Origin of the sequence: Pseudomonas gingeri (assembly GCF_013386115.1) — a bacterium.
Taxonomy (GTDB): domain Bacteria; phylum Pseudomonadota; class Gammaproteobacteria; order Pseudomonadales; family Pseudomonadaceae; genus Aquipseudomonas; species Aquipseudomonas gingeri.
The window spans coordinates 238855-265635 of record NZ_JACAOR010000010.1 but is presented as its reverse complement, the minus strand read 5'-3'; the positions used below and the strand labels follow the sequence as shown (position 1 = coordinate 265635).

At 62.2% G+C, this 26781-nt stretch carries 26 protein-coding genes and 1 tRNA gene (1 of these 27 only partly in view); 5 read left to right on the top strand and 22 right to left on the bottom strand.

What is annotated here, in order from left to right; translation table 11 throughout:
- The 9 genes from HX881_RS20170 to HX881_RS20130 form a co-directional block, all read right to left on the bottom strand.
- On the bottom strand, nucleotides 1-821 hold the 5' portion of the coding sequence (locus HX881_RS20170; RefSeq protein ID WP_177086202.1) for a DUF58 domain-containing protein. The gene continues 112 nt to the left of window position 1, outside the view; 821 of the gene's 933 nt are visible here — the first part of the coding sequence; its start codon is at nucleotides 819-821; its stop codon lies off the left edge, out of view.
- Between the two features lie 13 nt (nucleotides 822-834).
- Nucleotides 835-1812, bottom strand: coding sequence for an AAA family ATPase (locus tag HX881_RS20165; RefSeq protein WP_177086200.1), 978 nt, complete (start codon nucleotides 1810-1812; stop codon nucleotides 835-837).
- Nucleotides 1813-1828: 16 nt separating this feature from the next.
- A complete protein-coding gene (locus tag HX881_RS32650) occupies nucleotides 1829-2440 on the bottom strand; it encodes a hypothetical protein (RefSeq protein WP_218171737.1) in 612 nt (203 codons plus the stop codon).
- The gene (locus tag HX881_RS20155; protein ID WP_017128989.1) at nucleotides 2437-3207 is read right to left on the bottom strand and encodes a DUF2092 domain-containing protein; all 771 of its coding nucleotides are present in this window, start codon (nucleotides 3205-3207) and stop codon (nucleotides 2437-2439) included. The genes HX881_RS32650 and HX881_RS20155 overlap by 4 nt, the downstream gene beginning before the upstream one ends.
- A 12-nt stretch (nucleotides 3208-3219) precedes the next feature.
- Nucleotides 3220-4203, bottom strand: a complete 984-nt coding sequence (locus tag HX881_RS20150) for a transporter family protein (protein WP_425503527.1) — start codon at nucleotides 4201-4203, stop codon at nucleotides 3220-3222.
- Nucleotides 4204-4266: 63 nt separating this feature from the next.
- A complete protein-coding gene (locus tag HX881_RS20145) occupies nucleotides 4267-5178 on the bottom strand; it encodes a transporter (RefSeq protein ID WP_177086198.1) in 912 nt (303 codons plus the stop codon).
- Between the two features lie 22 nt (nucleotides 5179-5200).
- Nucleotides 5201-6658: a DUF1254 domain-containing protein gene (locus HX881_RS20140; protein WP_177086196.1), complete on the bottom strand. Its 1458-nt coding sequence runs from the start codon at nucleotides 6656-6658 to the stop codon at nucleotides 5201-5203.
- A 9-nt stretch (nucleotides 6659-6667) separates the two neighbouring features.
- Entirely contained in the window at nucleotides 6668-7453 is a 786-nt protein-coding gene (locus tag HX881_RS20135; RefSeq protein WP_042936786.1) for a hypothetical protein, read from the bottom strand.
- Between the two features lie 213 nt (nucleotides 7454-7666).
- Complete coding sequence (locus HX881_RS20130) at nucleotides 7667-8047, bottom strand: antibiotic biosynthesis monooxygenase family protein (RefSeq protein ID WP_017128994.1); 381 nt, start codon at nucleotides 8045-8047, stop codon at nucleotides 7667-7669.
- A gap of 128 nt (nucleotides 8048-8175) precedes the next feature.
- Between HX881_RS20130 and HX881_RS20125 the strand changes: the two genes are divergently transcribed.
- The 3 genes from HX881_RS20125 to HX881_RS20115 all read left to right on the top strand — a co-directional run bounded on the left by HX881_RS20125 (nucleotide 8176) and on the right by HX881_RS20115 (nucleotide 11171).
- Nucleotides 8176-9054, top strand: a complete 879-nt coding sequence (locus HX881_RS20125; protein ID WP_177086194.1) for an AraC family transcriptional regulator — start codon at nucleotides 8176-8178, stop codon at nucleotides 9052-9054.
- 66 nt (nucleotides 9055-9120) lie between these two features.
- The gene (locus HX881_RS20120) at nucleotides 9121-9519 is read left to right on the top strand and encodes a hypothetical protein (protein WP_017128996.1); all 399 of its coding nucleotides are present in this window, start codon (nucleotides 9121-9123) and stop codon (nucleotides 9517-9519) included.
- Between the two features lie 131 nt (nucleotides 9520-9650).
- The gene (locus tag HX881_RS20115; protein WP_177086192.1) at nucleotides 9651-11171 is read left to right on the top strand and encodes a DUF1254 domain-containing protein; all 1521 of its coding nucleotides are present in this window, start codon (nucleotides 9651-9653) and stop codon (nucleotides 11169-11171) included.
- Nucleotides 11172-11210: 39 nt separating this feature from the next.
- Here HX881_RS20115 and arsH read toward each other — a convergent pair whose 3' ends face one another.
- From arsH to HX881_RS20085, 6 genes are all read right to left on the bottom strand, one after another.
- Nucleotides 11211-11945 (bottom strand): arsenical resistance protein ArsH, encoded by a 735-nt coding sequence (gene arsH, locus HX881_RS20110; RefSeq protein ID WP_017128998.1) that lies wholly within the window; start codon nucleotides 11943-11945, stop codon nucleotides 11211-11213.
- Nucleotides 11945-12415 carry an arsenate reductase ArsC gene (locus HX881_RS20105; RefSeq protein ID WP_017128999.1) on the bottom strand — a complete coding sequence of 157 codons (471 nt, stop codon included), beginning with the start codon at nucleotides 12413-12415 and terminating at the stop codon, nucleotides 11945-11947. The genes arsH and HX881_RS20105 overlap by 1 nt, the downstream gene beginning before the upstream one ends.
- Nucleotides 12416-12663: 248 nt before the next feature.
- Nucleotides 12664-12738: transfer RNA gene (locus HX881_RS20100), tRNA-Gln, on the bottom strand.
- Between the two features lie 178 nt (nucleotides 12739-12916).
- Entirely contained in the window at nucleotides 12917-14020 is a 1104-nt protein-coding gene (locus HX881_RS20095; RefSeq protein ID WP_177086189.1) for an extracellular solute-binding protein, read from the bottom strand.
- Between the two features lies 1 nt (nucleotide 14021).
- A complete protein-coding gene (gene aguB / locus HX881_RS20090; protein WP_177086187.1) occupies nucleotides 14022-14930 on the bottom strand; it encodes an N-carbamoylputrescine amidase in 909 nt (302 codons plus the stop codon).
- A gap of 4 nt (nucleotides 14931-14934) precedes the next feature.
- The gene (locus HX881_RS20085) at nucleotides 14935-15987 is read right to left on the bottom strand and encodes an agmatine deiminase family protein (RefSeq protein WP_177086185.1); all 1053 of its coding nucleotides are present in this window, start codon (nucleotides 15985-15987) and stop codon (nucleotides 14935-14937) included.
- Between the two features lie 133 nt (nucleotides 15988-16120).
- Here HX881_RS20085 and HX881_RS20080 point away from each other — a divergent pair, with 133 nt between their 5' ends.
- The gene (locus HX881_RS20080) at nucleotides 16121-17023 is read left to right on the top strand and encodes a LysR substrate-binding domain-containing protein (RefSeq protein ID WP_017129010.1); all 903 of its coding nucleotides are present in this window, start codon (nucleotides 16121-16123) and stop codon (nucleotides 17021-17023) included.
- Here the strand turns inward: HX881_RS20080 and HX881_RS20075 are convergent.
- From HX881_RS20075 to HX881_RS20055, 5 genes are read right to left on the bottom strand one after another with little or no spacing between them, the layout of a single operon-like run.
- Nucleotides 16993-18837, bottom strand: a complete 1845-nt coding sequence (locus HX881_RS20075; RefSeq protein WP_177086183.1) for an ABC transporter ATP-binding protein — start codon at nucleotides 18835-18837, stop codon at nucleotides 16993-16995. The genes HX881_RS20080 and HX881_RS20075 overlap by 31 nt on opposite strands.
- Before the next feature lie 11 nt (nucleotides 18838-18848).
- Nucleotides 18849-20354, bottom strand: a complete 1506-nt coding sequence (argH, locus tag HX881_RS20070; protein ID WP_246356534.1) for an argininosuccinate lyase — start codon at nucleotides 20352-20354, stop codon at nucleotides 18849-18851.
- Between the two features lie 6 nt (nucleotides 20355-20360).
- A complete protein-coding gene (locus tag HX881_RS20065; protein ID WP_245223102.1) occupies nucleotides 20361-21977 on the bottom strand; it encodes an ABC transporter substrate-binding protein in 1617 nt (538 codons plus the stop codon).
- Nucleotides 21978-22002: 25 nt separating this feature from the next.
- Complete coding sequence (locus HX881_RS20060; RefSeq protein ID WP_177086181.1) at nucleotides 22003-22866, bottom strand: ABC transporter permease; 864 nt, start codon at nucleotides 22864-22866, stop codon at nucleotides 22003-22005.
- A 7-nt stretch (nucleotides 22867-22873) separates the two neighbouring features.
- The gene (locus HX881_RS20055) at nucleotides 22874-23794 is read right to left on the bottom strand and encodes an ABC transporter permease subunit (RefSeq protein WP_177086180.1); all 921 of its coding nucleotides are present in this window, start codon (nucleotides 23792-23794) and stop codon (nucleotides 22874-22876) included.
- A gap of 192 nt (nucleotides 23795-23986) precedes the next feature.
- Here HX881_RS20055 and HX881_RS20050 point away from each other — a divergent pair, with 192 nt between their 5' ends.
- Nucleotides 23987-24970: a LysR substrate-binding domain-containing protein gene (locus tag HX881_RS20050; RefSeq protein ID WP_177086178.1), complete on the top strand. Its 984-nt coding sequence runs from the start codon at nucleotides 23987-23989 to the stop codon at nucleotides 24968-24970.
- On the opposite strand, the gene HX881_RS20045 is transcribed toward HX881_RS20050, so the two are convergent.
- Together HX881_RS20045 and HX881_RS20040 are read right to left on the bottom strand one after the other, a co-directional pair.
- Nucleotides 24949-25941, bottom strand: a complete 993-nt coding sequence (locus tag HX881_RS20045) for an MBL fold metallo-hydrolase (protein ID WP_177086176.1) — start codon at nucleotides 25939-25941, stop codon at nucleotides 24949-24951. The genes HX881_RS20050 and HX881_RS20045 overlap by 22 nt on opposite strands.
- Nucleotides 25942-26073: 132 nt before the next feature.
- Nucleotides 26074-26691 carry a TetR/AcrR family transcriptional regulator gene (locus HX881_RS20040; RefSeq protein WP_177086174.1) on the bottom strand — a complete coding sequence of 206 codons (618 nt, stop codon included), beginning with the start codon at nucleotides 26689-26691 and terminating at the stop codon, nucleotides 26074-26076.
- Between the last annotated feature and the right edge of the window lie 90 nt (nucleotides 26692-26781).

Genomic DNA, 26781 nt, shown 5'->3' with positions numbered 1-26781 from the left:
CCGAGAAATTCGCCCAGGGGTTGATGGACCCGGCGCTGCTCCACGGCCAGCTCGACCTGCAACTGCCCCTGGGTCACCCGCAGCCGGCCCTGGTCGGGGACGTTGAGGGCCAGCGGGTCGTAGACCTGCATGGCGATCACATCGTTGTGCGCCGACAGTTGCCGCAGCCATTGCAGGGTGCGCGGCCCGGCACCGGCGAAGTCGCTGACCAGGCAGATCAGGTGGTCGTGGCCGGCGAGCGCGGCGCAGTGCTGCAGGACCTTGTCCAGTTGGTCCTGGCCCTCGCTGTCGGGATTGCCGGCGTGCAGCGCCTGGTTGTGTTCGACGATCCGGCTGCACAGGGCCTCGACCCGCTGGCGGCTGCGCAGCGGGGCGACACTGTCGATACGTTGATCGTTGAACACCAGGCCGCCGACCCGGTCGCCGGCGTTGAACACCATCCACGCCGCCAGGGTCGCCAGTTCGGCGGCGATGGCCGACTTGAAGCTTTGGCGCGAGCCGAAGAACATCGACATGCGCTGGTCGACGACGATCAGCGCCGGGCGGTCGCGTTCCTCGGTGAAGGTGCGCACCACCGGTTTGCCGCTGCGCAACGAGGCGCGCCAGTCGAGGTGGCGCAGGTCATCGCCGGGTTGATAGCGGCGCAGTTCGTCGAAGTTCAATCCGCGTCCGCGCAGGCGCGAGGCATGGTTGCCGGCCAGCAGGCTGGCTCGCGGCTGCCGGGAGAGAAAGCTCAGGTCGCGGGCCTGGGCCTGCAACGCCATCAGTTGCGTCAGCGAGACATAGACCTGGCCATCTGCTTCCCGACGTGGGCTGGACATGGGCTGCACCTGCTCAGGCCGCAATCGCGACTGTGGCCAGCAGCCGGTCCAGCACCTGATCGGCACTGACCCCGTCGGCGACCGCGTCGTAGCTCAACTGCAGGCGATGGCGCAGCACCGGATGGACCACTGCCTGGACATTTTCCGGGGTGACGAAGTCCTGTCCCCGCAACCAGGCGTCGGCCCGCGCGCAGCGGTCGAGGCCGATGCCGCCGCGAGGACTGGCGCCGATATTGATCCAGCGGGCCAGGTCGGCGTCGTAGTCGCCCGGGTGCCGGGTGGCGTTGATCAAATCGATCAGGTAGCGGTCGATGGTCGGTGCCACCTGCACCGCGCTGACTTCGCGGCGGGCGGCGAAGATCACTTCCTGGGCCAGGGTAAAGCCGGCTGTCGTGGCGGCCGCGGCGTGTTGCTGCTCCTCGTTGCGCAGCAGGCGCAGGACCTGGCTTTCGTTTTCCGCGCTGGGGTAGTCCAGCAGCACTTTCATCAGGAAGCGGTCCATCTGCGCCTCGGGCAGCGGGTAGGTGCCTTCCTGTTCGATCGGGTTCTGCGTGGCGACCACGATAAACAGCGCCGGTAGCGGGTGACTGGCGCCGGCCACGGTGATCTGGCGTTCTTCCATGGCTTCGAGCAGCGCCGCCTGGACCTTGGCCGGAGCGCGGTTGATCTCGTCGGCGAGGATCAGGTTGCCGAACAGGGGGCCGGGCTGGAAGCGGATCTGGTTCTGCCCGTCGACCTGGTGCAGGACCTCGGCGCCGGTGATGTCCGAGGGCAGCAGGTCGGGGGTGAACTGGATCCGGCTCATGCTCGCGTCCAGGTGGCGGGCCAGGGCCTTGACCGTGCGGGTCTTGGCCAGTCCCGGCAGGCTTTCCAGCAGCAGGTGCCCGTTGGCCAGCAGTCCGAGCAGGATCTGCCGGATCACCGCGTCCTGGCCCAGCACCGCTTCGGCGATGCTGGCCTGCAGGGCGTTGATATCGTTGCGTACTGTCATGGGATTCTCCCTGGATTCACCATGGCGCCCGGACCACCACGAATTGCACCGAGCTGCCGATGTACTGCGGCTGGTACCAGGTGGCACCGCAGTGTTGATAGGACACGCCGTAGGCGATCACCGAAACGCAGTCCGGCGGCACCTCGCTGACATGGGTGCCGATGGCGATCACCGTGGCCGTGGTGGCACCGATCACCGCCGCGGTGGCCCAGGGGTGATACCAGTCATCGCCGTGGGGGGGAGGCGGTGGCGGCGGCGGAGGGGGCGGCATCGGATAAGGACGCGGCGCCGGTCCGGGGCCCGGTCCCGGATAGGGTTGTGGCCCTGGATAAGGATGGGGACCTGGTTGTGGGCCAGGTCCCGGATAAGGATGCGGACCCGGCTGCGGTCCCGGCCCGGGGTAGGGATGCGGTCCGGGTTCGGGATGCGGCTGCGGGCGCGGCTGGGGTTGCGGACGCGGTGCCGGTGGCATCGGTGGGTGCATCGGTTGCAGGGCATGGCCACCGCCATGGGGCACGACGAAGGTGCGGGCGCCACCACCCCCGCGCAGGTTCCAGGCCTGGGCAACTGGCGGGGCGAGCAGACCGAGCAGGGCGATGCCGAGCAGGCAGGTGCCGAGGCTTTTCATGGCTTCGTCTCCAGGCCCGGTTGGGCGGCATCCAGGGCGCGCAATGGCACCGCGAGGGCGCCGGCGGGCGGATTGAATTCAAAGGCGCTGGCCGGGCTCGGGCGTTTCAGGTCCCAGTGGAAATCCACGCTGTGCCGTGGTTGCTCGGCCAGGTCCCGGCGGCTGATCACCAGCCGACAGGGCAGTGGCTGGTCACCGTCTCGCACCCACAGTTGCCAGTCGATATCGGGTTGGCGGTAGGCGTAGTGGGTGCAGGTTTCGCCGTCCACCTGTTCGCTGCCGATATACAGGGCGGTATCGATGCCGACTTCGGCGGCCGTCGTACTGTTCCAGCGAAACAGGTCGGCCAGGGGCAGTTCGATGCCGTAGCGCTCGTTCAACTGGTCCAGCAACTGGTCGATGCGCGGAGGAGCCTCGCTGCGAGCAAAATAGCCGTGGCGACTGTTGTAGAGGACAAAGGTCTGGCCGTTGTAGTAGAGGCTGCGGGTCAGCTCGCCATTGCTTACCGTGATCTGCAGCTTGTCCGGCTGCACCGCCTGCAACTCGGTGCGGTGGGAGAATTCCAGGGTCTGGCCGCTGTCCAGGACCTGGTCGGTATGGCTGCTGGCACTGATGCGGAAATGCGTCAGGCTGCGCAGGTAAGTGCCCATGCGTTGCAGGGCGCTCAGGGCGTTGGCGTTGAGTTCGCTGTCGGCGGCACGGACCGGTCCGCCGCACAGCATCAGGCCGAGCAAGGTGATCAGAGCATGGCGGTGAAGGCTTGGCATGGCAGCTCCTGCTCAGAACATGAAGGTCGGGATGACGGGAATGAACGACAGGCGAAAATTCCAGCGGCTGCTGATCAGGTCGTCGGGATGGATCACCGAGTACTGCACCTCGCCGGAAATGCGCACCGGCAGTTTGCCGAAGGTGAAGATCCGCCCGGCGCCGAGGCCGATGGGAAAGGTCACCCGGTTGCCGCCGTCGGCTTTCCAGTTGATGGTGATATTGGGCGTCATGCCGACCCGCCACTGCTCGGGGCCGGGAATGGCACGCTGGATGAAGTACTGGATGTTGGTCAGGCTGACGTCCTTGCGGCGCTCGTCGCCGGCCACCGACCACCAGTGCTGGGGGAACACTCCCAGGGTCCAGTCCGGACCCAGGTAGGCGGCGACGAACGCCGGCCCCAGGGAGTACTTGCCGGTGCCCAGTACGTCATGCTCGGCGGTGGGGAACATCGCGGTCGGGCCGACGCCCCAGACCAGCTTGCCGCCATTGGCAAAACGCACCGGCTGCTTGGGCGAGAACACCCCGACATAGGCCAGGTCGCCGAAGCCGCCGGTACGCTCGAACGGGTCCTGCAGCACCGAGGGAAAGTCGCGGTCGGTGAGCACTTCGTAGGGGCCGAGGCCGGCCAGGTTGCCGGCCTTGCGGTTGACCGGGGCGCTGACGTAGCTCACCGGCAGGCGGTTGATCAGGTTCCAGTCCTCACCCAGGGAGACCGGGAAGGTCGGCATGAAGCTGTACTTGCCCAGGTAGCGAGTGCCGTTGCTGTGGGGGCCCTTGAGAGCGGTGTAGTCGAACTGGTTGAACAGCAGCACCAGGTTGCCCACCGGGTTGTCCATCAGCCTGGCGATCTGCTCGGTGGACGGCTCGCAACCGGCCTTGACCACCTGCTTGAGGTCGATCTCGAAATCCTGTTGCAGTTGCTGGCAGGTCTGCGCATCGGCCTTGGCGACGGGCGCCGCGCCCAGCTCGGGCAGCGTCGGGCCGGCCTGGGCCATGCCACCGAACAGGGCGCTGCACAGGGGCAGTCCGGTGCGCATCAGGGCCGGGTTCATGGCCGGCTACCAGACGTACTGCAGGCGCAGCGTCCAGGTGTTCACGTCCGGCGAGCCCTTGCGTTCGGAAACCGTGTCGGAGTAGGCGACCATCCCGCCGAACTGCGGCGACAACATGAAGCCGACACTGGCCCCGAGCAAGGCGTTTTCCTGCTTGTTGTCCTGCCAGTCGCCGTCAATCTTCGTCTCGCCGCCCCGACTGTAGGTGGCGTCCAGCGAGGCCCAGAGGGCGCGGTTGATGGTGTAGCTGTAGTGGCCCTCGATGGCGTAGAGCGGTTTCTGTTCCAGCTTGCTGTCGCCGTGATAATCCTTGTTGTCGCCGAACAGCGAGACCCAGGTGTTGATCTCCAGCCAGGTCGGCCCGAAGGGCGTGCCGAAGCCCAGTTCCGGTTTGATCGCCCAGCGGTTGGAACCGATGTTGATCACCCGGTTCTTGTCGTAGTCGCCGGTCGGGGTGGTGATCCACAAGGCCCCGGTGAGAAAGGTCTCCGGCGTCCAGTTGGCGAACTCCTGCTGGGTCAACGCCGGGCCGCCGAAGATGTTGTGCGCCAGCACGATCTGGGTATCGCCCATGCCGCCGTTGTGCTTGGTGCCGGTGAAGAAGCGCGCGTTGTCGAAGGACGCCGAGACATCGGCATAGGGCTGCACGATCTGGATGGCGCTGTTGCGCCCGTCCACCGCGAAAGAGCGGGCCAGGCGCAGGATGTACAGGTCGGCGTTCAGCGACAGGCCATCCAGTGGTAGCGAGGTGTCGATGGGCGTGTTGGTGTCGACGCGGTTGTAGTAGCCGAAGACCATGTTCAGGTCGATCGGGATGTTCTGCCAGTCGCGGGCGTTGTCGGCATGGCCGAGCACCGGGACCAGGGCCAGCGCCAGCGCCGCGGCACTCCATGCACTCAGTCGAAAAGCTGATCCCATGGCATTGCTCCTTCAAGGGTTGTCATTCCACCAGGCTGATGTCGTCGAGCTTCCAGCTTTTGTCGAAGTAGGCTTCGGTCGGCGCGTAGAGCCGGAAATAGCTGAACCAGTGCCGGCCCGGCAGCGTCTGCACCCAGTTGTTTTCGAAACCCTTGGGCGCTTTCGGGCCGAAGTAGAGGTCGACCGAACCGTCGGGGTTTTTCTTCAGGTCCTGGCGCGAGGACAGGTCGGCCTTGCGCTGGGGATTGTCGATCAGGCAGCGGCTGTCGCTGTCGTAGACGGTCATCGACCAGAACTGCCTGGCCGGTGGGTTGGCGGCGACCCTGAGGCGATAGGTGCGGGCACCGTCGAGCCAGTTGCCGTGCTGGTCGGTGTAGGCGCCGAGGTAGGTCTGCCCCAGCCCCGGGGTTTTCGAAACCATGCCCTTGGTGTTGGTCACCGCCTCATAGAACCAGGCGCTGCGCTCCCACAGCTGGTCGTAGTACTTCACCCGCTGGGACGGTTCGGCGATGTTCAGCACGGTGTCCCAGTGCCGGTCCTTCCAGTACTGCGCCTGGGGGAAACGCTTGGCGAAGGTGTTGGCCTTGGCCATCAGCTCGCCGACCTGGGCCCCTTGCCCCAGGGCCTGGCGCTGCAGGTCGGAGGGGTGGAAGGGCTGGTCTTTCTCGATGCCCAGGCTGGCCAGCATCGCCATGTAGAAACGGTCGCGTTCGTTCACCGGCTCCTTCTGGATGATCTGGTGCAGCCGTTCCCAGTAGGCCATGCCCCGTGGCTGGGTGCCGGACCAGCGCTTGCCGCCCGGGGTCAGCAGGCGGGTCTTGCCCGGTGTGGCGCGCTGGGCGTAGGGGTACATGCGGAACTGTTCGACCAGCGCCTTGCCCTTGGCCGGATCCGGATCGAGCACCCGGAAACCCACCAGCACATTCATGGTTTCCGAGCGGGCCAGGTGGTATTGATCGGCATCCGCTGGTGGCTGGCTGCCCGGTGGCAGCACCAGGTACTTGCCGCCCTGGCCCTTGTCCGGGCCGGTCTGGCCCATGTCGATGATCGCCCGCTGCCAGAAGTCGCCAATGCCGCCGGCGGTAGGGCCGGCCGGCAATTCGATCACCAGCGGCCCGGTCTCGTTGAGGTCGACAAAACCCAGGATGTAGGGAGTGGTGGCGTTGGCGGTGATGACCCCGAGCTTGTCTTCATAGCTGTCGAGCACCATCAGGTCGCCGCTGCGGGCACCGAGCTTGTCGCGGAATTCTTCCTGCCACTGGGCATAGGACACCAGTGGCAGGGCCCACAGGTATGCCTGGCTGGCCTGCTGGAAATCCAGCTCGGCATACAGCCTGGCAATCGCCTCCGGTGCCGGCAGTTCGCCCTGCATGTTGATCGGGCCGATACGGGTTTCCAGGGGCTGCGCGCCGACTCCGCAACTGACCGCCATGACGCTGACGGCGAAACCGGCAACGCTGTTGCGCATCCATGGATTCATGGGCATTCCTTATTTTCCGAGGGTGACATTGATCCCGGCGAACAGGGTGAATTGCGGCAGGCCGTCACCCTTGCGTTCCACTGTCCATTGCGGTTCGAGGAACCAGTTGTAGATGTTGTGGCCGACCTTGCTGGCCTTGCCGACACCGAAGCCGATGGGGATATAGCGGGTGTCGTTCTTCAGGTCGAAGGTCCAGGTGCCGGTGGAGCGCAGGTACCAGCCCTTGGGCAGGTTATGGATGATGAAGGGTTGCAGGGTGGCGGTTTCCACCCGTTGGCGGTCGCTGTCGCCGGCGAACGAACTCTGGTACTGCACCAGGGCGCCGAGCAGGCCGCGGGGCGAGGCGTCAATGGCCACCGCGGCCAGGCCGGCCTGCCATTTGCCGGTGCCGAGTTCATCGCGGGCGGCGGTCGGGGCGGTGATCTGCGGGCCGATGCCCAACTGCACGCCTTCGGTCTTGAGCAGGAAGATATCGAACAGGTTCAGGTCGCCGATGCCGGTGCTGTAGCCGCCATGGGGATCGGGGCGGGTGCTGATGGGCAGGGTGGCGCGCAGCAGCTGCGGGACGGGCACGAACTCGCCGGGAGCCACCGGCAGGGTGCCGCGCAGCAACAGGTCGTTGGTGTGGACATTGCTGTCGTAGACCCTGGGTGTGTAGTAGTCCTGCAGGTTCGCACCGGGTGCGAGGTTCAGCGGGTTGTTGCTCTTGTTGGCGGTATCGGCGTTATCGGCAAACACTCCAAATGCGGGTGTCATGGCCAGTAGAAAAGTGGGTAAAAGCAAGGCTCTCGACATCGTATCCCCCCATCCCTGGTGGCTCAACCCCACAAAATACGGGGGTTGCAAGGCCGGCTGCGCGCTTGGCGAGCTACAAATGAACCTAGCAGTTAACTTTTCGTTAGCCAGCCGAATGGATTAATTCGTTGGTTTTTGTGGGATGGATCACTTGATGGCTAATAGCTATAAATCCCGGCCGTGTGTGGCTGCGCAGGGGGGCGAGAGTTTGTATCAAAAGTTTTCCAGAAACGCCGTGACGGCGCAGGGCTGGAGCCTGCGACCTGTCGTGTTGTCCTTCGCCGCGAATGTGCCGAGCCGGAACGTACCGAAGGTGAGGGCACTGGCGAATCGTTCTCTCGCCAGGGCGAACAGCTCCGTCAGGCAGGGCAGTTCGAAATGCGCCTGCATGGTCGTCAGCGCGCTCCAGTAGCCGGTCATGATCCAGGCGTCGCGACCTGAAGAGCAGCGTGCCAGGTGGTAGGCAATACAACCGGAGTCGCCCTGCAAGGCTTCGACCAATGCGTGCAGTCGAGCCTGCAAGTCGGCTGAGTGACCTTCCGCGGCCTGGATTTCAACGGTACTGATGGCAACGATGTGGGTGGGGATGTGCATGGGGGTTGTCCCTCCAGATAGGATCAACTCCACGATACTCAGCGTCCGGCTGGACGTCATTGCACAATATCGCCACACTATTGTTCAAACCGGCCAATGGCCTGAACAGTCGCCGAGGTGTACTTTCCGTGATTCACACGTCAACCGAAGACCCGGCGGGCTCGCGAGAGGTCGATGAGATACCCCGTGCCGTGTACGCCTTGAATGCCTCCCTGGTCTCCGATGGCTGGGAACACGCCAAGCACCATCACCGCAAGGCACAGCTGTTGTATTCGGTACGCGGCATCCTCAATTGCGAGATCGATGACGGGGTCTGGATCGTCCCGCCGCAATGCGCGGTGTGGATACCGGGGGACATGCCCCATGTGGCGCGCAGTTCCGGCGAAACCGAGTGCTACTGCCTGTTCGTCGAACCCGATGCCGTGCCGGGCCTGCCGAGCACCTGTTGCACCCTCGCGGTGTCGCCGCTGCTGCGCGAACTGCTGCTGCGGGCAGCGAGCTTTCCCCAGTTGTATGCCGAGGAGGGCCGCGAGGCCCGCTTGATCGCGACCCTGCTCGACGAGCTGTGCGAGGCTCCGGTGGAGGACCTGCACCTGCCCATGCCGCGTGAGCGGCGACTGCGGTTGTTGGCGCAGAAGTTGTTGGCCGATCCCTCGGCGAAGATCCCGATGAGTGAATGGGCCACGCGAATCGGCATGAGCGAGCGGAGCATGAGCCGGCTGCTGATGCAGGAGATCGGCGTGAGTTTCGGCCGCTGGCGCCGGCAGTTGCATATCATCCTGTCACTGCGTCGACTGAGCCGGGGCGAGAGTGTGCAGACGGTGGCCCTGGACCTCGGCTACGAAAGCGCCAGTGGTTTTGTTACCATGTTCCGCAAGGCGGTCGGCAAGCCGCCGGCGCGTTACCTGCTGGAGCGCACGGCCAGCTCGCTGCGGGACGGCGACTTTGCCAGCGTGCCGGGTATCGTGCTGGGCGCGGACGGTTCCAATCACGAGAGGGATACGTGAAAAGTGTCGTTGCAGAGCGCTTTCGATCATCCCTGACGACGAACATGACCTGACAGGAAGACCCTCATGTCACCGCTTCTCGGCCTGCCTTCGTTGCGCGACATCGCCCAGCGCTCAGCCTCCATCAGCAAGACCTGCCAGTGCATCGCCAAATCCCTGGCCGGCTGGGAGGGATGGCCGGTTTCCCTGCGCGAGGCGCAGCTGCGGCAGATCGGTTCGCTGGCCGAACTGGCGGAAGAGGAGGCCACCCTCGATGAATACCATCCGGACGGCACCTCCTACTGGTCGGTCAATGCGCCGATCGCTCCGCTGTACTACCCCTACAACCAGTGTGGCGTCTGGGAGTGCCTGGAGTGCGGGCGTGCTTATCTGCGCTACAACGACGATGGCGCCTACCACTCCGAGAGCCGTATCCGCAGTCTTGATCCGCTGCTGATTGTCGACGCGCCCTACGGCAAATCATAACCAATCCATCCGATTGACTGGCTAACAGGATGTTAGCTGCTAGTTTTGATCAGTAGTCTGCCAGGGACTGCAACTGATCTTGCAGCCTTCGTATTGCGCAAGGCTGAGCCACCAGGGATGGAGGAAGCACAATGTCGAAAGTCTTTCCGACAGCGGTTTTTCTGCTGGCACTCACCCCCGCACACTGGGCCTTGGCCGATACGGTCGTGCCCATCCCCGCCCAGGCGGATTCGCGTTACGAGGAACTGGCCAACCTGCCGTTCGAGAATGGTTTCCCCACTGAACAGACCTCCCGCAGCCTGGCTGACGAGTTGGTCTTCCAGCGTGCGGTGCAGTCGTACCTGTGGGCATTGCCGGCGATCAATATCTGGTCGATGAAGGAAGCGTCGGAGAAACAGTTCGGTGCCGGCTACAACATCCTGCCGACATGGAAAAAACGTATCAACGCCAAGACCCTGGTCACCACGCCGAACTCCGACCTGGTCTACGCCATGAGTTACCTGGACCTGCACAAGTACGGCCCGCTGGTGGTGGAGGCGCCGCCCGGCGTGCAGGGGATGTTCGATGACTTCTTCCAGCGTCCCCTGGTCGGTCCGACGCTCGATGGTCGGACCTGGCGTGGCGATGTCGGGCTGGCCGGGCCCGACAAGGGCAAGGGTGGCACCTATGTGATCCTGCCGCCGGGCTACAGCGGTCCGATGCCCAGCGAGGGCTACGTCTACCGTTCGCGGACCTATAACGTGTTCCTGTTCTGGCGTACCTTCTTCAAGGACCCGAAGGACTTGTCCGTGCCGGTGGCGCAAGTCGAACGGACGAAGATCTATCCCCTCGGCAAGAAGGATTCGGCCCTGCCGATGGAATTTCCCGATGCCACCAGCGTGCCGGTGAACATGCTGTTTGCGCAGGACGGTCGCTACTTCGAGATGCTTTCGCGTTTTATCGAGGCGGAAGCCGTCGATCCGGCGGATCTGGACATGCGCGGCTTCCTGCACACCCTCGGTATCGAGAAGGGCAAGCCGTTCGCGCCGGATGCCGCGCGTCGCCAGTTGCTCGACCAGGCCGCACGCACCGCCTTCAAGATGAGCAAGGTGATCAGCAACAATCTGCTGGTGAATGAGCCCGGTGGGCTGTACTACAAGGACCGCCAGTTCGTGAACACCTTCGCCGGGGAAAACACCGAGTTCCAGGCCAGCGGAACCTTCACCAACCTCGAACAGCGCGTGGCGTTCTTCACCTCGGCCTACTCCGACAGCCCGGGGATGGTGATGAATCTGGTCGGCGCGGGGGCCAAGTACCCGGCGACCTCGCGCGATGCCGATGGGCATTTCCTCGATGGCGCCAAGGCCTACAAGCTCAATCTGCCGGCCAATGTCCCGGCAGCCCTGTTCTGGTCGGTGACCGCCTATGACGGCCTGACCGCCTCGGGCCTGGACAACGGCCAGCCGTTCCCGTCGCTGAACCAGATGGACAAGCCGGTGCAGAACGGCGACGGCTCCACCGATATCTATTTCGGGCCCGAGTCACCGGGTACGGGCAAGAACTGGATCCGCACGGTCCCGGGCAAGGGGTTCCTGGTGATCGTCCGGCTCTATGGACCCAAGCAGGCGTTCTTCGACCAGAGCTGGAAACCCAGTGACTTGCACAAGCAATAACGGCTCAGGACGGGTTGCCTGCCGCGGCGTCCGGTCAATTCAGATAGCGCGCTGATTGACTCGGCTGGAGAGCGCTTCGGCGCTTTCCCTGCGTTCGGAGTAGCGGTCCACCAGATAGTGCTCGCGACCGCGCAGCAGGAGGGTGAACTTCATCAGTTCTTCCATCACGTCGATCACGCGGTCATAGTAGGCAGAGGGCTTCATCCGCCCGCTCTCGTCGAATTCGAGGAAGGCTTTCGGCACGGACGATTGATTGGGGATGGTGACCATACGCATCCAGCGGCCCAGTACACGCAACTGGTTCACCGTGTTGAACGACTGCGAGCCGCCGCATACCTGCATCACCGCCAGGGTCTTGCCCTGGGTCGGACGGACTGCGCCGAGCGCCAGGGGAATCCAGTCGATCTGCGCCTTGAACACTGCCGACATGGCACCGTGGCGTTCCGGCGAGCACCAGACCTGTCCTTCGGACCACAGCACCAGGTCGCGCAGTTCCTGCACCTTCGGGTGGTCGTCGGGAACGGCATCGGGCAGGGGCAGGCCATTGGGGTCGAAGATCGCCGTTTCGGCGCCCATGTGTTCGAGCAGACGGGCCGCTTCCTCGGTCAGCAGTCGACTGAAGGAGCGTTCGCGGGTCGAGCCGTACAGCAGCAGGATGCGTGGCTTGTGTCCGGGGTGTTCGCCCTGGGCGAGTTTTTCCGGTGTCGGCAGGTCGAGCAGGGACAGGTCCAGGCTTGGCAGATCGACGGGGGAATCGTTGTTCAAGTCGTTCATCAGAGCGCTCCGATACGGTCCAGTGCCTGCTTCAGTGCTGCCGGGTCGAGGGCTGGCAGATCGAGACTGAAGAAGGCCGCGAAGCGCAGGCGGATCTGCGCCACCGTGGCATCGAACGCGGCCTGGATCTCTGCGTCGGTGCCGGTTACCTCGGATGGGTCAGCCAATCCCCAATGGCTCTTGATGGCGGGACCGAAGTACACCGGGCAGGGCTCGCCGCCAGCCTTGTCGCAGACGGTGATGACAAGGTCCGGCGGTGTGTCGGCGAAGCTTTCCGAACCCTTGCTGTAGAGCGCCGAAGTGTCTACCCCGAGTGCTTGCAGGGTACTGACCGCACGCGGGTTGAGGCGCCCGCTGGGGAAGCTGCCGGAGCTGACCGCGCTCATGCCCGCGGGTGCTGTGTGATTGAACAGGCCTTCGCAGAGCACGCTGCGACAGCTGTTGGCCGTGCACATGAACAGGACTTTCATGGGTTTCTCCTCGGAGTGAGTACTCGTCGGTAATATATACGATTATTCGAATATACGTATATCCATATGTTTAATTTTTGAAAACACGCGACAGCTGCCGGGATGCCGACGATATTGGCGAGAAACCGTTCGCGTGCAAGGCTCTGCGGGAGGGGCGCAAGGAAGAGAGAGGGGAGGGTAAAGACAGATATCCCGGACGCTCGGCAAGGGCTGCCGGTCGGGTCATATCGGAATGAACACAAGGAAAATGGCAGGGGCGGCTGGATTCGAACCAACGCATGGCAGGATCAAAACCTGCTGCCTTACCGCTTGGCGACGCCCCTGTAGCTGTTGCGAAGAGTGCCTGGCACTCGGCTCCCGTTGTGGTCAGCCCCGTAAGGGTCATCGCAGGAGTGGGCGGAAATTTATCAACTTTCGCCGCCCCTGGGAAGCCCTTGTGAAAATAAATTTGTTTGAAAACAGCTAGTTAATTCCTGGCTGCTGGAGGGTACAGGCTTTTGCCTACTTGACGACGGCGGTCTTGAACCTGGTCCAGGTACGCATCCGGGCGCGCATGTCGGCCTGGGGAATATCCTTGCCGGGAATCAGCCGCTCGAAGGTGGCGTCGTCCGGGTAGATCTGCGGGTTGTCGCGCATCACCGGGTCGACGTTCGCCCGGGCCCTGGCGTTGGCGGTCGGGTAGCCGGTGAAATTGCTGATGGCCGCCATGTTCTGCGGACGCATGACGAAGTTGATAAAGGCGTAGGCGTATTCCGGATGCCGGGCGTCGACGGGGATCGCCATGGTGTCCATCCACACCGTCGTGCCTTCGCGGGGAATGTGATAGTCGAACCGGGTTTGTTTGCCGGCGGCATCGGCGGCCCGTTGTGCCTGGGTCATATCACCACTGTAGCCAAGGGACAGGCACAGGTTGCCGTTGACCAGGTCGGTCACCGGCTGCGATTGGAACTTGCGGATGTACGGCCGCAGCTTGAGCAGCAACCCGCTGGCGGCGGCCAGGTCCTCTGGCCTGGCGCTGCGCGGATCGCGACCGAGGTAGTTGAGCACCACTGCCAGCACCTCGTCCGGTGAGTCGATCATGGAGATGCCACAGTCGGCGAACTTCGCCGCCAGTTCCGGCTTGAACAACAGGTCGAGGCTGTTCACCGGGGCATCGGGCAGGCGCTGGGCGATCTGCCCGGTGTTGTAGGTCAGGCCGATGGTGCCCCAGGTGTAGGGCACGGTGGCCTTGTTCGAGTAAAGGTAATGCGTGCGCAGCTTCTGCAGGCCGGGCTCGATGTCATTCAGGGCGGTGAGCTTCGACGGGTCCAGCGGCTGCAGGCTGCCGGCATGCATCAGGCGCTCGCCAACGGTATCGCCAGGGAAGATCAGGTCATAGCCGCTGCCGCCGGCCATCAGCTTGGCTTCCAGTGTCTCGCTGCCATCCATGACGTCGTAGATCACCTGGATCCCGGTTTCGGCGGTGAACGCGGCGATGGTGTCCTCGGCGAAGTAATCGGACCAGTTGTACAGCCGCAGGATCTTTTCCTCGGCCCACGCCGACGACAGGACGGCGCTCAGCGCCAGCCCGAGGGAGCAGAGCAGCCATTTTTGGCTCAGGTTCATGTCATACCCCTTGAGTGTTCCAGCGCGCATTGATGTGCCGACCATCCAACCCCAGCAGGGCTCCGTACATTTCCGGGCGGCGGTCACGGTAGATGCCCCAGGTCAGGCGTTCTTCGCGCATCGCGCCCAGGTCCAGGCTGTGCACCAGCACGCCGCTGCTGTCACGGTCGGCCTCGGCGAGCAGTTTGCCCTTGTGGTCGCAGATAAACGACGAGCCATAGAAGCTCATTTGCAGTTGCGCATCGGTGGTCGCCACTTCGCGACCGATGCGGTTGGCAGCCACCACCGGCAGGATATTGGCCGCCGCATGGCCGCGCATGGTCATCTGCCAGTGATCGCGGGAGTCCAGGGCGGCAGCCCCAGGTTCCGAGCCGATGGCGGTGGGAAACAGCAGTACTTCGGCGCCGAGCAGCGCCAGGCAACGCGCGGTTTCGGGGAACCACTGGTCCCAGCAGATCCCTACGCCAAGGCGGCCGAAGGCGGTGTCCCAGACGCGGAATCCGGTATCGCCGGGGCTGAAGTATTCCTTCTCCTGGTAACCGATGGCGTTGGGGATGTGGGTCTTGCGATAGACCCCCAGCAGGCGCCCGTCGGCGTCGGCCACGCTCAAGGAATTGAAGAAGGCGTTGCCGGATTTTTCGAACCAGCTCAGCGGCAGCACCACGCCCAGCTCACCGGCCAGTGCGGCAAAGCGCCTGAGCACCTTGCTGTCGCGATATTCCTCGGCCAGCGCCAGGTGCTTGTGATCCTGTTCGATACAGAAATACGGCGTGGCGAACAGTTCCTGCAGCAGGATCACCTGGGCGCCCCGGGCCGCGGCATCGCGCACCAGTTGTTCGGCCTGATCGAGGTTGTGCCTGAGGTCCCAGGAGCAGGGCATCTGGGTCGTGGCAATTTTCAGCGGGGGCATGGCATCACTCCTTGACCGGCCAGGCCGGCTGTTGCTGGGTGATGCAATGCACGCCACCGCCGCCATGGGCCAGGTGGTTGATCCGCACCGGCACCACTTCGCGACCGGGAAACGCCTCTGCCAGCACGACGGCCGCCGCCTGGTCGGCGTCAACGCCATAGGCCGGCATGATGACCGCGCCGTTGGCGAGGTAGAAATTGGTGTAGGAGGCGCAGAACACTTCGGCGTCGCTGTCGACGGCTTCGCTGGCCTCGAACAGGTCGACCAGTTCGAAACGCCGTCCCCGGGCATCGCTGGCCAGTTCCAGGGCGCGACGATTTTCCCGCACCACTTCGGCATACACGGAATCGCGTTCATGGGTGGCATCCACCAGCAGGACGCCGGGACGGGCGAACGCACAGACGCCATCGACATGGCCGTCGGTCATGTCGCCAGTGACATGGTCCGGATCGCCCGGCAGCCAGAGGGTCTTCTTCACCCCCAGCAGGCGAGTGAAGATATCCTCCATCTCGGCCTTGGTCATGCCCGGATTGCGGTTGGAATTGAGCAGCACCGACTCGGTGGTGATCAGCGTGCCTTCGCCGTCGACGTGGATCGCTCCGCCTTCGTTGGCCAGGGACGTGGTGAACCCCTCCAGGCCGAGGTGATCGAGGACCCGACGCCCCAGGCTCGCATCCAGGTCGTGGGCCGACTTGCCGCCCCAGGCATTGAAGCGCCAGCTGACCCCGGCCAGCCCCTGTTGCGGATGGCAGATAAAGCTCGGCCCGGAGTCGCGGCACCAGCTGTCGTCGACCGCCAGTTCGATCAGTTCGATGTTCGCCTGGCACCGGGCGGCAGCGCTGGCCCGTGCCGAGGGATCGACCACCATTTTCACCGGCTCGAAGCGGGCGATGGCATTGGCGACACGGGCAAAGTCGACCTGCACCTGGGCCAGGGTCACGCCCCAGGCGGACTCCCACAAGGCTTGATTGTGGGGCCAGACCATCCAGGTCGCCGCATGGGGGGCCCATTCTGCGGGCATCGACCAGCCCGTGCTCTGAACGCCATTGCTCTGCATGTTTCTCACCTTTCAGTTAAGTATTATTTATGACTGAAAACCGCTATCGCGGAGTGATACCCATGCTATGGCTTCATAAAAGTCGCAACAAACGATAGATTTAGAGCACAACTGATCAGTAGGGCTTATCGATATGCTGAAACATTGGCCTCCCTTGAATGCACTGCGCGGCTTTGAAGCCGCTGCCCGCCTGGGCAGTTTTCACAAGGCGGCCGAAGAGTTGCACCTGACCCAGTCCGCCATCAGCCAGCAGATCCGCAGCCTGGAAACCTTTCTCGAACAGCCGCTGTTTTTCCGTAGCGGCCGCAGCGTCAGCCTGACCGATGCCGGGCATGACCTGCACAGTACGACCCAGTCGATGCTGCAGCAGTTGTCCGTCGGGATCCGGCGTCTGGAGCAGTACCGCAAGCCCAACCAACTGGTGGTCAACACCACCCCGGCATTCGCCCGGCACTGGCTGCTGCCGCGGTTGAACGATTTCCATCGGCAGTACCCCGATGTCGATCTCTGGCTGTTCACCAGCTTCGACGCGCCGGACATGGCGACCCAGACCATCGACCTGACGATCCGCGACGACCTCGGCCCGCAGGCCGAATGCAGCTACCGGGAACTGTGCAACGATCGCTTCTACCCGGCCTGTCATCCCGACGTGCTCGCACTGCCGGTGGAGCAGCGCACCACCTTGCATGGCGAGCGGGAAATGGACTGGAGTCACTGGGTAGTGCAGGGCGGCGAGCACGTCGGCCAGCGCAGCAACGGATTGAATTTTTCCGATCCGGGGCTGCTGCTCGACGCGGCGTGCGCGGGCAGTGGCATTGCCCTGGTCAGTCAGTTGCTGGCGGCGAATGCACGGGCCAATGGCCTGTTGACGCCCTTGAGCGAACAGACGGTTCCGGGGCCCGACTGGGTCTGCCTGATTCACCGCGACAGTGAAAAGAGTTCGCTGACCCGAGGCTTCAGCGAGTGGTTGCAGGCGGCTTTCCGAGCCTCGGTCAAAGCACCGGATCACATCAGGGCGGACGACGCCACAAAATGACCGGGCGCTACTTCCAGGTAGTCCATGCCCGGCGCCTGGTAATCGACATCGTAGATCCTGCTGGGCACCGTCTCCTCCATCAGACTGAACGGTTTCCTGGGTACGTCGAGGTCGGCCGAGGGCACTGCGCTCAACAACCGTTGGGTGTAGGCGTGGTGAGGATTCTCGAAGATCGAGCGACGCGGACCAATTTCGACGATGCGGCCATGGTACATCACGCCCACCCGATGGCTGACCCGTTCGACCACCGCCAGGTCATGGGAGATGAACAGGAATGCAATGCCCATGTCCCGCTGCAGGTCCTGCAGCAGATTGATGACTTGGGCCTGGATGGAGACATCCAGCGCCGAAACCGCTTCGTCGGCGATGATCAGTTTGGGCGAGAGCGTCAGGGCTCGGGCGATACAGATCCGCTGGCGCTGCCCTCCGGAAAACTCGTGGGGATAGCGTCCGGCATATTCGGCGGGCAGCCCGACCCGTTCGAGCAGGTCGCGTACTTGCCTGCGGGCTTCCGCGCCGCGGGCGATGCCATGGACATGCAGCGGTTCCAACAGGCTGTCTTCGATCGTCAGGCGTGGATCCAGGGATGCATAGGGATCCTGAAAGACCATCTGAATATCCCGGCGCAGGGTTTTCAGGCCGTGCCTGTTCAACGTGGCCAGGTGCTTGCCGCCGAACACGATATCCCCTCCCTGGATCGGCATGAGGCCGGCAATCGCCCGGGCACTGGTGGACTTGCCGCAGCCGGACTCACCCACCAGCGCCAGCGTTTCGCCCGGATAGATGTCGAAGTCGATGGCTTCGACGGCATGCACGCGACGCCTGACTTTGCCAAGGAGGCCGGCCTTGAGGTCATAGCGGATGGACAACGACTTGACGCTGAGCAGGGGCGGGCTTTCGTAGTCGGGGGCAACCTCATGGGCCGGCGCCGAGTCCGCCGGGATCGTGCCAGCCAGGTCGTCGATCAACGGGAATTTCGCCGGCAGATGGGTGCCATTCATCGCACCGATCTTTGGCACGGCGGCCAGCAGCGCCTGCGTATAGGGTTGCCGGGGCGCCTGTAGAACTTCCCTCGCGGCGCCGTGTTCGACGGTTTCGCCTTTTTTCATCACCATCACGTGGTCGGCGACCTCGGCCACCACGCCCATGTCGTGGGTGATGAAGATCACGCCCATGGCCAGGCTGTCCTGCAGTTCCCTGATGATGCGCAGAATCTGCGCCTGGACGGTGACGTCCAGCGCGGTGGTCGGTTCGTCGGCGATCAGCAAGGTCGGCTCGCAGACCAGCGACATGGCAATCATCACCCGTTGTCGCATCCCGCCGGAAAGCTCGTGGGGATAGCGATTCATGATCTGCTTCGCATCGGGAATACGTACCAGGTCCAGCATGCGCAGTGCCTGGGCTTGAGCCTCTGCCCGGCTGCAGCGCTTGTGCAGGACGATGGCCTCGGTGAGCTGCGAACAGATCCTGAAGACCGGGTTCAGCGAGGTCATGGGTTCCTGGAAGATCATCGACATGGACGATCCCCGGTGTTGACGCATGACGGACTCGGGGGCGGTGACCAGGTCGATGACCTCGTTGGCGCGGGTCTGCAGGTGCATCGAGCCGGATACGATTCTTCCCCCGGCCCGCTGGATCAGGCCCATCATGGCCATCGAGGTCACGGATTTGCCGGAGCCGGATTCGCCGACGATCGCCAACGTCTGGCCGCGCCGGACCTCGAAGGACACGTCCCGCACGACAGGCGATGCGTTTGTGGCGGGCCCGAAGGTCACGCTCAGGTTTTCGACGCGAGCTACCAGATTTTCGTTCATGGGGCGCTCCTTCAATCGACGATCCGCGCGACGGCGGTATCCAGGTCAGCGCGGGCGCTGGCGAGCTTCAGCTTGTTCGTGGCCACCCATTCGCAGTCCTGCGCCAGTTCGTCCCTGGCGATCGACAGCAGGCGCTTGACCTCGTCCGGGCCCACCCCGCCCGCGGAGACACGGGTTTCAACGAAGCGGCGCGGGTTCAGGGCGTCGCGGACCTGTGCATCCGTGTACTCGAGCGGCGAACCGATGGTTTCCATCGCGGCCTGGTTCAGCGCCGCACTCGTTACCATGGCAGGCGATACACCGGCGAGCAGGCAGTTGCGGACCAGGCGCGCCACGACATGGTGGACCTGGCGGAAGGAGATGCCTTGCTCTCGAACGATGACATCGGCGAGGTTGCTGGCGGTGCACCAGCTCCCGGAGAGCAGGGTCGCCATCCGGTCCTCATGCACCACCAGGGTTTCGATGATGCCGGTGAAGAGGTCCAGCATCCCTTCGGTGATTGCCAGGGCATCATGGATCAATGGCAGGTCACGCATGGCCTGGTCGCCGGTTCCTTCGGACCTGAACGTCGCCAGCGCCGTACTGAGCCAGGTCACCGAGCCACCGGCGGCCTTCTTGATGGTTTCCAGGCCGCTGGGGTTTTTCTTCTGCGGGAAAATGCTGCTGGTACCACAGTAGCCGTCGTCGCTCTCGACGGTGGCGAACTCGACGCTCGACCAGATATGCAGGTCCGTAGCGAGGTCATTGAGGTCTGCCATGACGAATGACAGGGCGCCGATGGTCTCCGCCGCGTACCACGCTTCACGGCCCAGCTTGGAGTTCTCGACCAGGCTGTCGAAACCGAGCAGGTGCGTGGTACGAGCGCGATCCAGTGGCCAGGATGTACCGGCCAGGCCCACGGCGCCAAGCGGGTTGCGATTGACCCGGCCGTAAGCGTTGGTCAGGCGGCTGAAGCTGTCGTGCAATCTTGAAGTGAAGCTCAGCAGGTAGTGGCCGAAGACCCAGGGCTGTGCATGCTGCATGTGGGTATAGCCGGGCATGATCGTGTCGCCATGCCGCGCGGCCTTCTCGATCAGTGCCACCTGGAATTCATTGATGCGATCCAGCACGGCAAGAATGCGCTTGCGGTCGTACAGGCGCCGCACCGTTGCCCCCTGGTCGATACGGCTGCGACCGGTGTGCATCTGTCCTGCCGAATCTTCGCCGATCCTGGAGAACAGGTACGATTCGACCTGAAGCAGGAAGCTGCCTTTCTTCACATCGAAGGGAAAGTCCGCGGGCGACAGGTCCCGGATCAGGCGCAGCTCTGCCAGGATGGCTTGTCCCACCGGTTTGGAAAGGATCTGTTGCTCCACCAGCATCACGGTGTGAGCCAGGTCAACCTCGACAAACTCATGGTATTGACGCTTCTCGGTTTCAAGCGCCGGGATATCGTGATGCCTGACCATGCGCTCGGCCGCAGGTGCGCTCAGGCGGGCGTCGGTCAACAAGCTTTCGTTGTCATGTGCAATGGACATTTCAAATCACCGTTCAATAAGTTCTACACGCTTGAAATCAATGGTCCCTTCGTAATCGACATCCAGGCCATTCAAGTCTTTACGCACACCGATAATCTGCTCCTGGTCAAAGAGAGGCAGATTGTCCGGGTCCTGTTCCCAGAGGATCTGTTGTATCTGGCCGTAATAGGACATGCGTTTGTTCGGGTCCAACTCGCGGGAAGCAAGTTGGAGGAGTTGGTCTACGTGGGGATCGCTGTAGCCCGTCAGGTTCTGCGGATCACCGCTGGATAACTTTCGGCGCAGGCGAATATCGGCATCGGAAATACCTGTGCCCAGTAGCCACATGTTTGCTTCATTGCTGCCTTTTCCCGTGCCTTTTCCCGAATCGGGCCGGTACAGGTTCTTTTGATAGGTGGCCCATTCCCATACCTTGAACTCGGTCTTGAGTCCGACGGCATTGAGATAGCCTTGAACCACTTCGGCGACCTGGCGGTCCTTGGTATAACGACCTGCCGGCGTCCACATGACGATGGTGCCCGGATAACCACCCGGATAGACTTCATCGATAATCTTCCTGGCAGCCTCCGGATCATATTTCACCGGAGTAAACGCACGTCGTGCCTGTGTGCCTTCGGGAAAGGGGCCGGTAGGAACTTTGCCGTATCCAAGCAGGACCTTGTTGACCAGGGCTTGACGATCAATAGCCATGCTGACCGCCCGGCGGATGCGCGGGTCATCGAATGGCGGCTTCGTCAGGTTCATTTCGAAGAATACCTGGAAGGTACTGGGTATCCGGAGCAATGTTGACTTGTTGAGTTCCTTTAATTCGATAGCGGCTTCGGGTGACAGGTTGGCGGCGATATCGGCATTTCGGGTGCGCAACTCAATGACTCGCGAAGAGTCTTCCCTGACCGGGCGGAATACTATTTTCGCGGGCTTCGCGCTTTCTCCATAATAGGCAGTGTTCTTTTCAATAACTGCCTGGTCATTGGGAATCCAACTGTCAAAAACATAGGGGCCCGTACCGACTGGATGATGTCCATAGGCTCGCCCGTACTTGGCGACCGCTGCCGGACTGTTGATCGACGATGATTGTTTCGCCAGTAGTTCCAGCATGGTCGGCGAAGGGTTTTTTGTCGTGATCCGTACCTGATACGGCGATACTGCTTCCACCGACAAGATATCCGCATAGTAGGAGCGATGCGGTGAACCCAGCTTGGGGTCACGAATCCTGTCCAGGTTGAACTTCACGGCATCCGCGTTGAAGTCGGTGCCATCGTGAAACTTCACGCCCTGTTTCAGGATGAATGTCCATTGTTTGCCATCTTCGGACCTGGACCATGACTCTGCCAGGTCCGGTATGAAGCTGGTGCGATCCTGGCCGTCCCAGGCGATCAATCGGTTGAACAGGTGATCAATCACGTTGAGGGACGGCACACTGCGCGAAATGGCGGGGTCCAGGGTATCGATATCCGATCCCTGCACGAAGGTCAGCTGTCCTATCTCTTTGGCATTGGCTACGGATGGCAAACCTGCCGACAATCCGATGATGCCCAGGACAGCAAAACTGCGTATGAGTACTGTCAGGCGGTTCAAGCGACCCATAATCTTTCTCGCTGGATAATTCTCGTGGAAACTCATGACGGCTATGCCGTGCCGATCTCGGTCAGGCGTTACGCGATTTCGGATCTATGTAGTCCCGCAGTGCGTCGCCAACAATGTTGAAACTCAGGATTGTCAGGACCAGGGCGAGTCCGGGGGCGAACAGCACATAGGGATGTGTCGTCAGCAAAGGCCGTGACTCGGCGATCATCGAACCCCACTCCGGCGTTGGCGGGGGCGGGCCAAGACCCAGGAAGCTGAGCCCGGAGCCAATGAGGATGGCTTCTGCCAGCGATACAGTGGCCTGGATGATCACCAGCGAACCGATGTTTGGCAGGATATGCACCAGCAGCAGTCGTAGATCGCCGACACCGATGGATTTCGAGGCCAGTACAAACTCGCGGTTGCGCAGCGCCATTACCGGTCCGGCAAAAAAACGGACGTAGATAGGAATGCTTGAAATGGCGATGGCCAGTGTCAGGCTCAATATGCTGTTGCCCGCAACGGTAATCACCAGGATCGCCACCAGCGTTCTGGGAAATGCGATCATGGAGTCCATAACCCGCATTACCAGGCTGGCGAGGGCATTATTGTAATAGCCACAAAATGCACCTGCCGCGATGCCGATAATCATTGCAATACCCACACTTGAAACCGCGACAGTCAGAGTGATGCGCGCGCCCCACAAGACTCGCCCCAGCAAGTCCCGGCCAAGTTGGTCGGTGCCCAGGAAAGAGTCGCTTCCAGGGCTGATAAGCGACCTGGACAGATTGATCCGGGTAACCGAGTCCCAATCAAACAACAGGGGCGCGCATACTGCGGCGGCCACCATTGCCAGAATTACAATAAATGCACCCAGGGCGAACCAGCGCTTGTGGATTACAAGGAAGCTGATAAAACCCGGCCGACGCTTTTTTGCTGTTGGCATATCAGCCTCAGTTGTAGGTGATGCGAGGGTCGAGGATGCCATATACGAGGTCCACAATTAAGTTGATGATAACTACGGCGGCCGCAAAGACGATGACTGTGCCTTGAACTACATAGATATCACGGGCCATGATCGCATCAATAAGAAGTCGTCCCATGCCCGGCCAGGCAAATACGGTTTCGACAATGACAGCGCCTCCCAGTAGTCGGCCGAAGTCCATGCCGAAGACCGTAACCAGTGGAATGGAGGCATTGGAAAGTGCGTGTTTCAGAATGACCTTGTAGCCGGGAACACCTTTTGCGTACGCGGTACGGATATAGTCTTCCTTCAACACATCCATCATTGTCGAACGGGCCAGCCTCGAAAACGTTGCGACGTAGGGCAGGCCAAGGGTGACGGCGGGCAGTATCAGGTGCTGCAGTCCGCCTCTGCCGGTGGGTGGGAGCCAGCCCAGATTTGCCGAAAATATCAGCATCAATATGAGTCCCAGGAAGAATCCGGGTATTGATATGCCAAGGACGGCCACCGTGGTTAATGAACTGTCCAGCAGCCCCCTGGGTTTCAGCGCGGCGACAATACCCAGCGGAACACCAATGAGGACAGCAAGCAGCATGCCTGCCGCGGTCAGTTCAATAGTGGCGGGTAGCGTTCTGGCAATACTTTCCAGTACAGGGGTAAAAGTCTGGAATGATTCTCCGAAGTCACCACTGGCAATCTTCTTTACATAAATGATGTACTGAGTGGCAAGCGGTTGATCGAGGCCGTAGTTCTTCCGTATCTGTGCTATATCTGCTTCCGTTGCATCGGGCCCGGCGGCTAGTTGTGCCGGATCTCCGGGGATGAAATGCATTGCCAGGAATATCACGATGGATACTCCCAGTAGCATCGGTAGCAGGAGTAATAACCTGCGTAGGGTATAATTCAGCACGAGTAATCCTCTTTTTATTTTGCGTCAGCGTTGTCCTGCACTTATTGTGGAACACTGCTGTCAGGTAAAACTACGCAACTGAATCATCGCGCTGTCATACAGTTATGGCAAACCCGTAACATGTTGGACGCACATAACAAAATGTTATACGCTGGTGGAATAGCGACTTCCAACACCCGGACGAGAGCTGCAATGAAATTGAATCCCCGCCAATTGGAAGCCTTTCGAACGGTCATGCTTACGGGAAGCATGACCATCGCAGCTGAAGCGCTACAGATAACTCAACCGGCTGTCAGCCGGCTTATCCGCGATCTTGAAATAGTTCTTTCTCTTCGATTGTTTCGCCGCGAAGGCAATCGCCTCATTCCCGGTGCGGAAGCACAGGTCCTGTATGCGGAAGTCGACAAGTTCTATCAGGGAATCGAGCGAATCGAGCGTGTCGCCGAGGACCTGGCAACGCTGCGCACGGGCACGTTGAGAATAGCGTCGATGAGCACTTTGGGGCTGAGCGTGGTGGCTGAAGGGGTGTGCCGTTTCGCTCGAAAACACCCGGACGTCAGAACGTCCCTGGATGTGCGCAACTCGCTGGGCATCCTGGAGCTGACATCGGCCAACCAGATCGATATCGGCTTCGTCCAGATCCCGACTGGAGACTATCCAGGTATCCAGGTGGTGCCGCTGCCGCACGTCAGCGCGGTGTGTGTGATGCCGGTTGACGATGCACTGGCCTCTGGAGATGTCGTCACGCTGGATGACTTGCACGACCGTCGGTTGATAACGCTGAATACGAACAATCCGTTGCAGCGACGCATCACGTCGGCGATGGAGGCCCGCGGTGTGGCAGGTAGTTCCTCCGTGGAAACCACGGCGGCCCACGCGGCCTGCGGTATGGTTGCGGGGGGACTTGGACTGACGATCTGCGATCCGTTCACGGCGTCCTACTCGAAGTACCCGGGCATTACCTTCAGAAAACTCGATCAGGACATACCCTTCGAGATTTCCATGGTGTTTCCCGGCCATCAGCAACGCTCGCAGTTGACGGCGGATTTCATGCGGGTAATGGAAGGCATCTTCAAGTCGGAGTTCATTTCCATGATTCCCCGCGAGGCCTATCAGGCGGGCCCGGTCGACGTGGCGATCGGGCCGCCTGCGGGTCACTTCAATTCGGTCGAGTAGTTCACCGGCACCCATTGCCACGAGGTGCCGCGAGAGCGCAGATGGCCGAGGCCGGGGAACGAGATGTGTGCCGCCCCGACCAGCGCGCCTTCTTTTGCCGCCAGGGTGAACACCGTCTCGCGGGCCGCTGAGGCGGCTTTCTTGTCCGTGTCAAAGCCGATGGTCACCGACGGATCGGCGAACTGTATCGCGCCGGCATGGACAAGATCGCCGGCGACGATCAGCTTCTGGCCTTTGCTCTCGACGATATAGCTGGTGTGGCCCACGGTATGGCCATAGCTGGACCAGGCCTTGAAGCCCGGCAGGATTTCCCCGCTGCCCTGGAACGGCTGGAATTTTCCGCTGGCGATATACGGGGTGAGCGAGGCCATTGCGTCCCTCACGAATTCCGGCACGAAGCTCTTGGCATCGGCCGAGGCATGATCCAGCGTGGCCTTGGAGAGCCAGTAATCGGCGTCGTGCTGATCGGCGTGGATCGTTGCGTTGGCGAACACCACGGCACCGTTGGCGACGAGGCCGCCGACATGGTCCGGGTGCATATGGGTAATGAGCACGTCATCGACCTGATCCGGTGTGTAGCCTGCGGCCTTCAGGTTCGCGACCAGCTTGCCCAGCGTCGGCCCGAAGAACGCGCCGGCGCCGGTATCGATCAGGACGAGCCTCGTGCCAGTGTTGACGAGGTAGGCGTTGGTCGAGGTTTCGGTCGGTACGCCGAGAAAGGCCTTGTGCAGCGCTGCGGTGGTCTTTGCGGCGGGCTCGCTGAGCAGCTTGTCGAAGGGCGCGTCGATGGTGCCGTCGTTCAGCGCGGTGATCTCGAAGTCTCCCAGCATGATGCGGTAGAAGCCAGGTGCCTGGGTCTTGACCTGGGGCGCGACGGCAAGGGCCTCAGTCGGGGCGACGAGGGTGCCGAGCGCCAGTGCGGTAGTCAGTACGGTGTAGTGCAGGATGCGGGGAGCGGTGATCTTGAGCATGGCAGGAGACCTTCAGTTCGAAACGAAGGCATCCTATTGAGGCGAATTTTATTGTTGAAATCGATTCTTCATATGCCAGGCATAAGTGGCGTGAGTACCTGCCAGGGAGTGACAGGTTGTGCCCGGTCAGATTCATCGTTTCAACTGGAAAAGCTGCTCGAGCCCTTGCAGCGTGCTGTCGACAAAACGCTCGTCGCTGGTCCCGGCGGGGAAGTGCAGCACGTTGTGGATGACCAGCGAGGCCAGGCCATGGATGTAGGACCAACTGGCGAGTGAGGCCCGACGCACTTCGGCGCTGTCGACCTCGCAGTCGAGCAGCTCGGCGATGATGCGCTTGAGTTCGCCGAAGGCTTCCTCCCGCGCGCTGCGCAGTTGCGGGATCATCCCGCTGTCGGCGAACTCCGGGCCGAACATCAGCTGGTAGAGCGCCGGGTTGTTCCGGGCGAAACCGAAGTAGGCGAGGGTGGCGTTGCGCAGCCGTTGCCTGCCGGCGCTCTGGGCGTCCTTGATGACCAGGGTCCGCCCCAGCTCATGAAAGCCCTGGGCCGCCAGATGGCCGATCAGTTCGCCGCGATTGGCGTAGTGGTGATAAGCCGCGGTGGCACTCACGCCGACCCTTTCCGATACGGCCCTGAGGGAGAGTCTGGTCGGCCCGACTTCCTCGAGCATTTCCCGTGCGGTCGCCAGCAATTGCGGAGCCAGGTTGCCCACATGGTAGGTGTCGCGCGTTCGGGGAGGTGGCTTGGTCATCGGTGAAGGTACGTCATCAGGGCCTGTAACAGACGGGAATCCTAACATGGGGAAGTATCTTGACAGTGTAAAGATATGCCCTTAACTTGC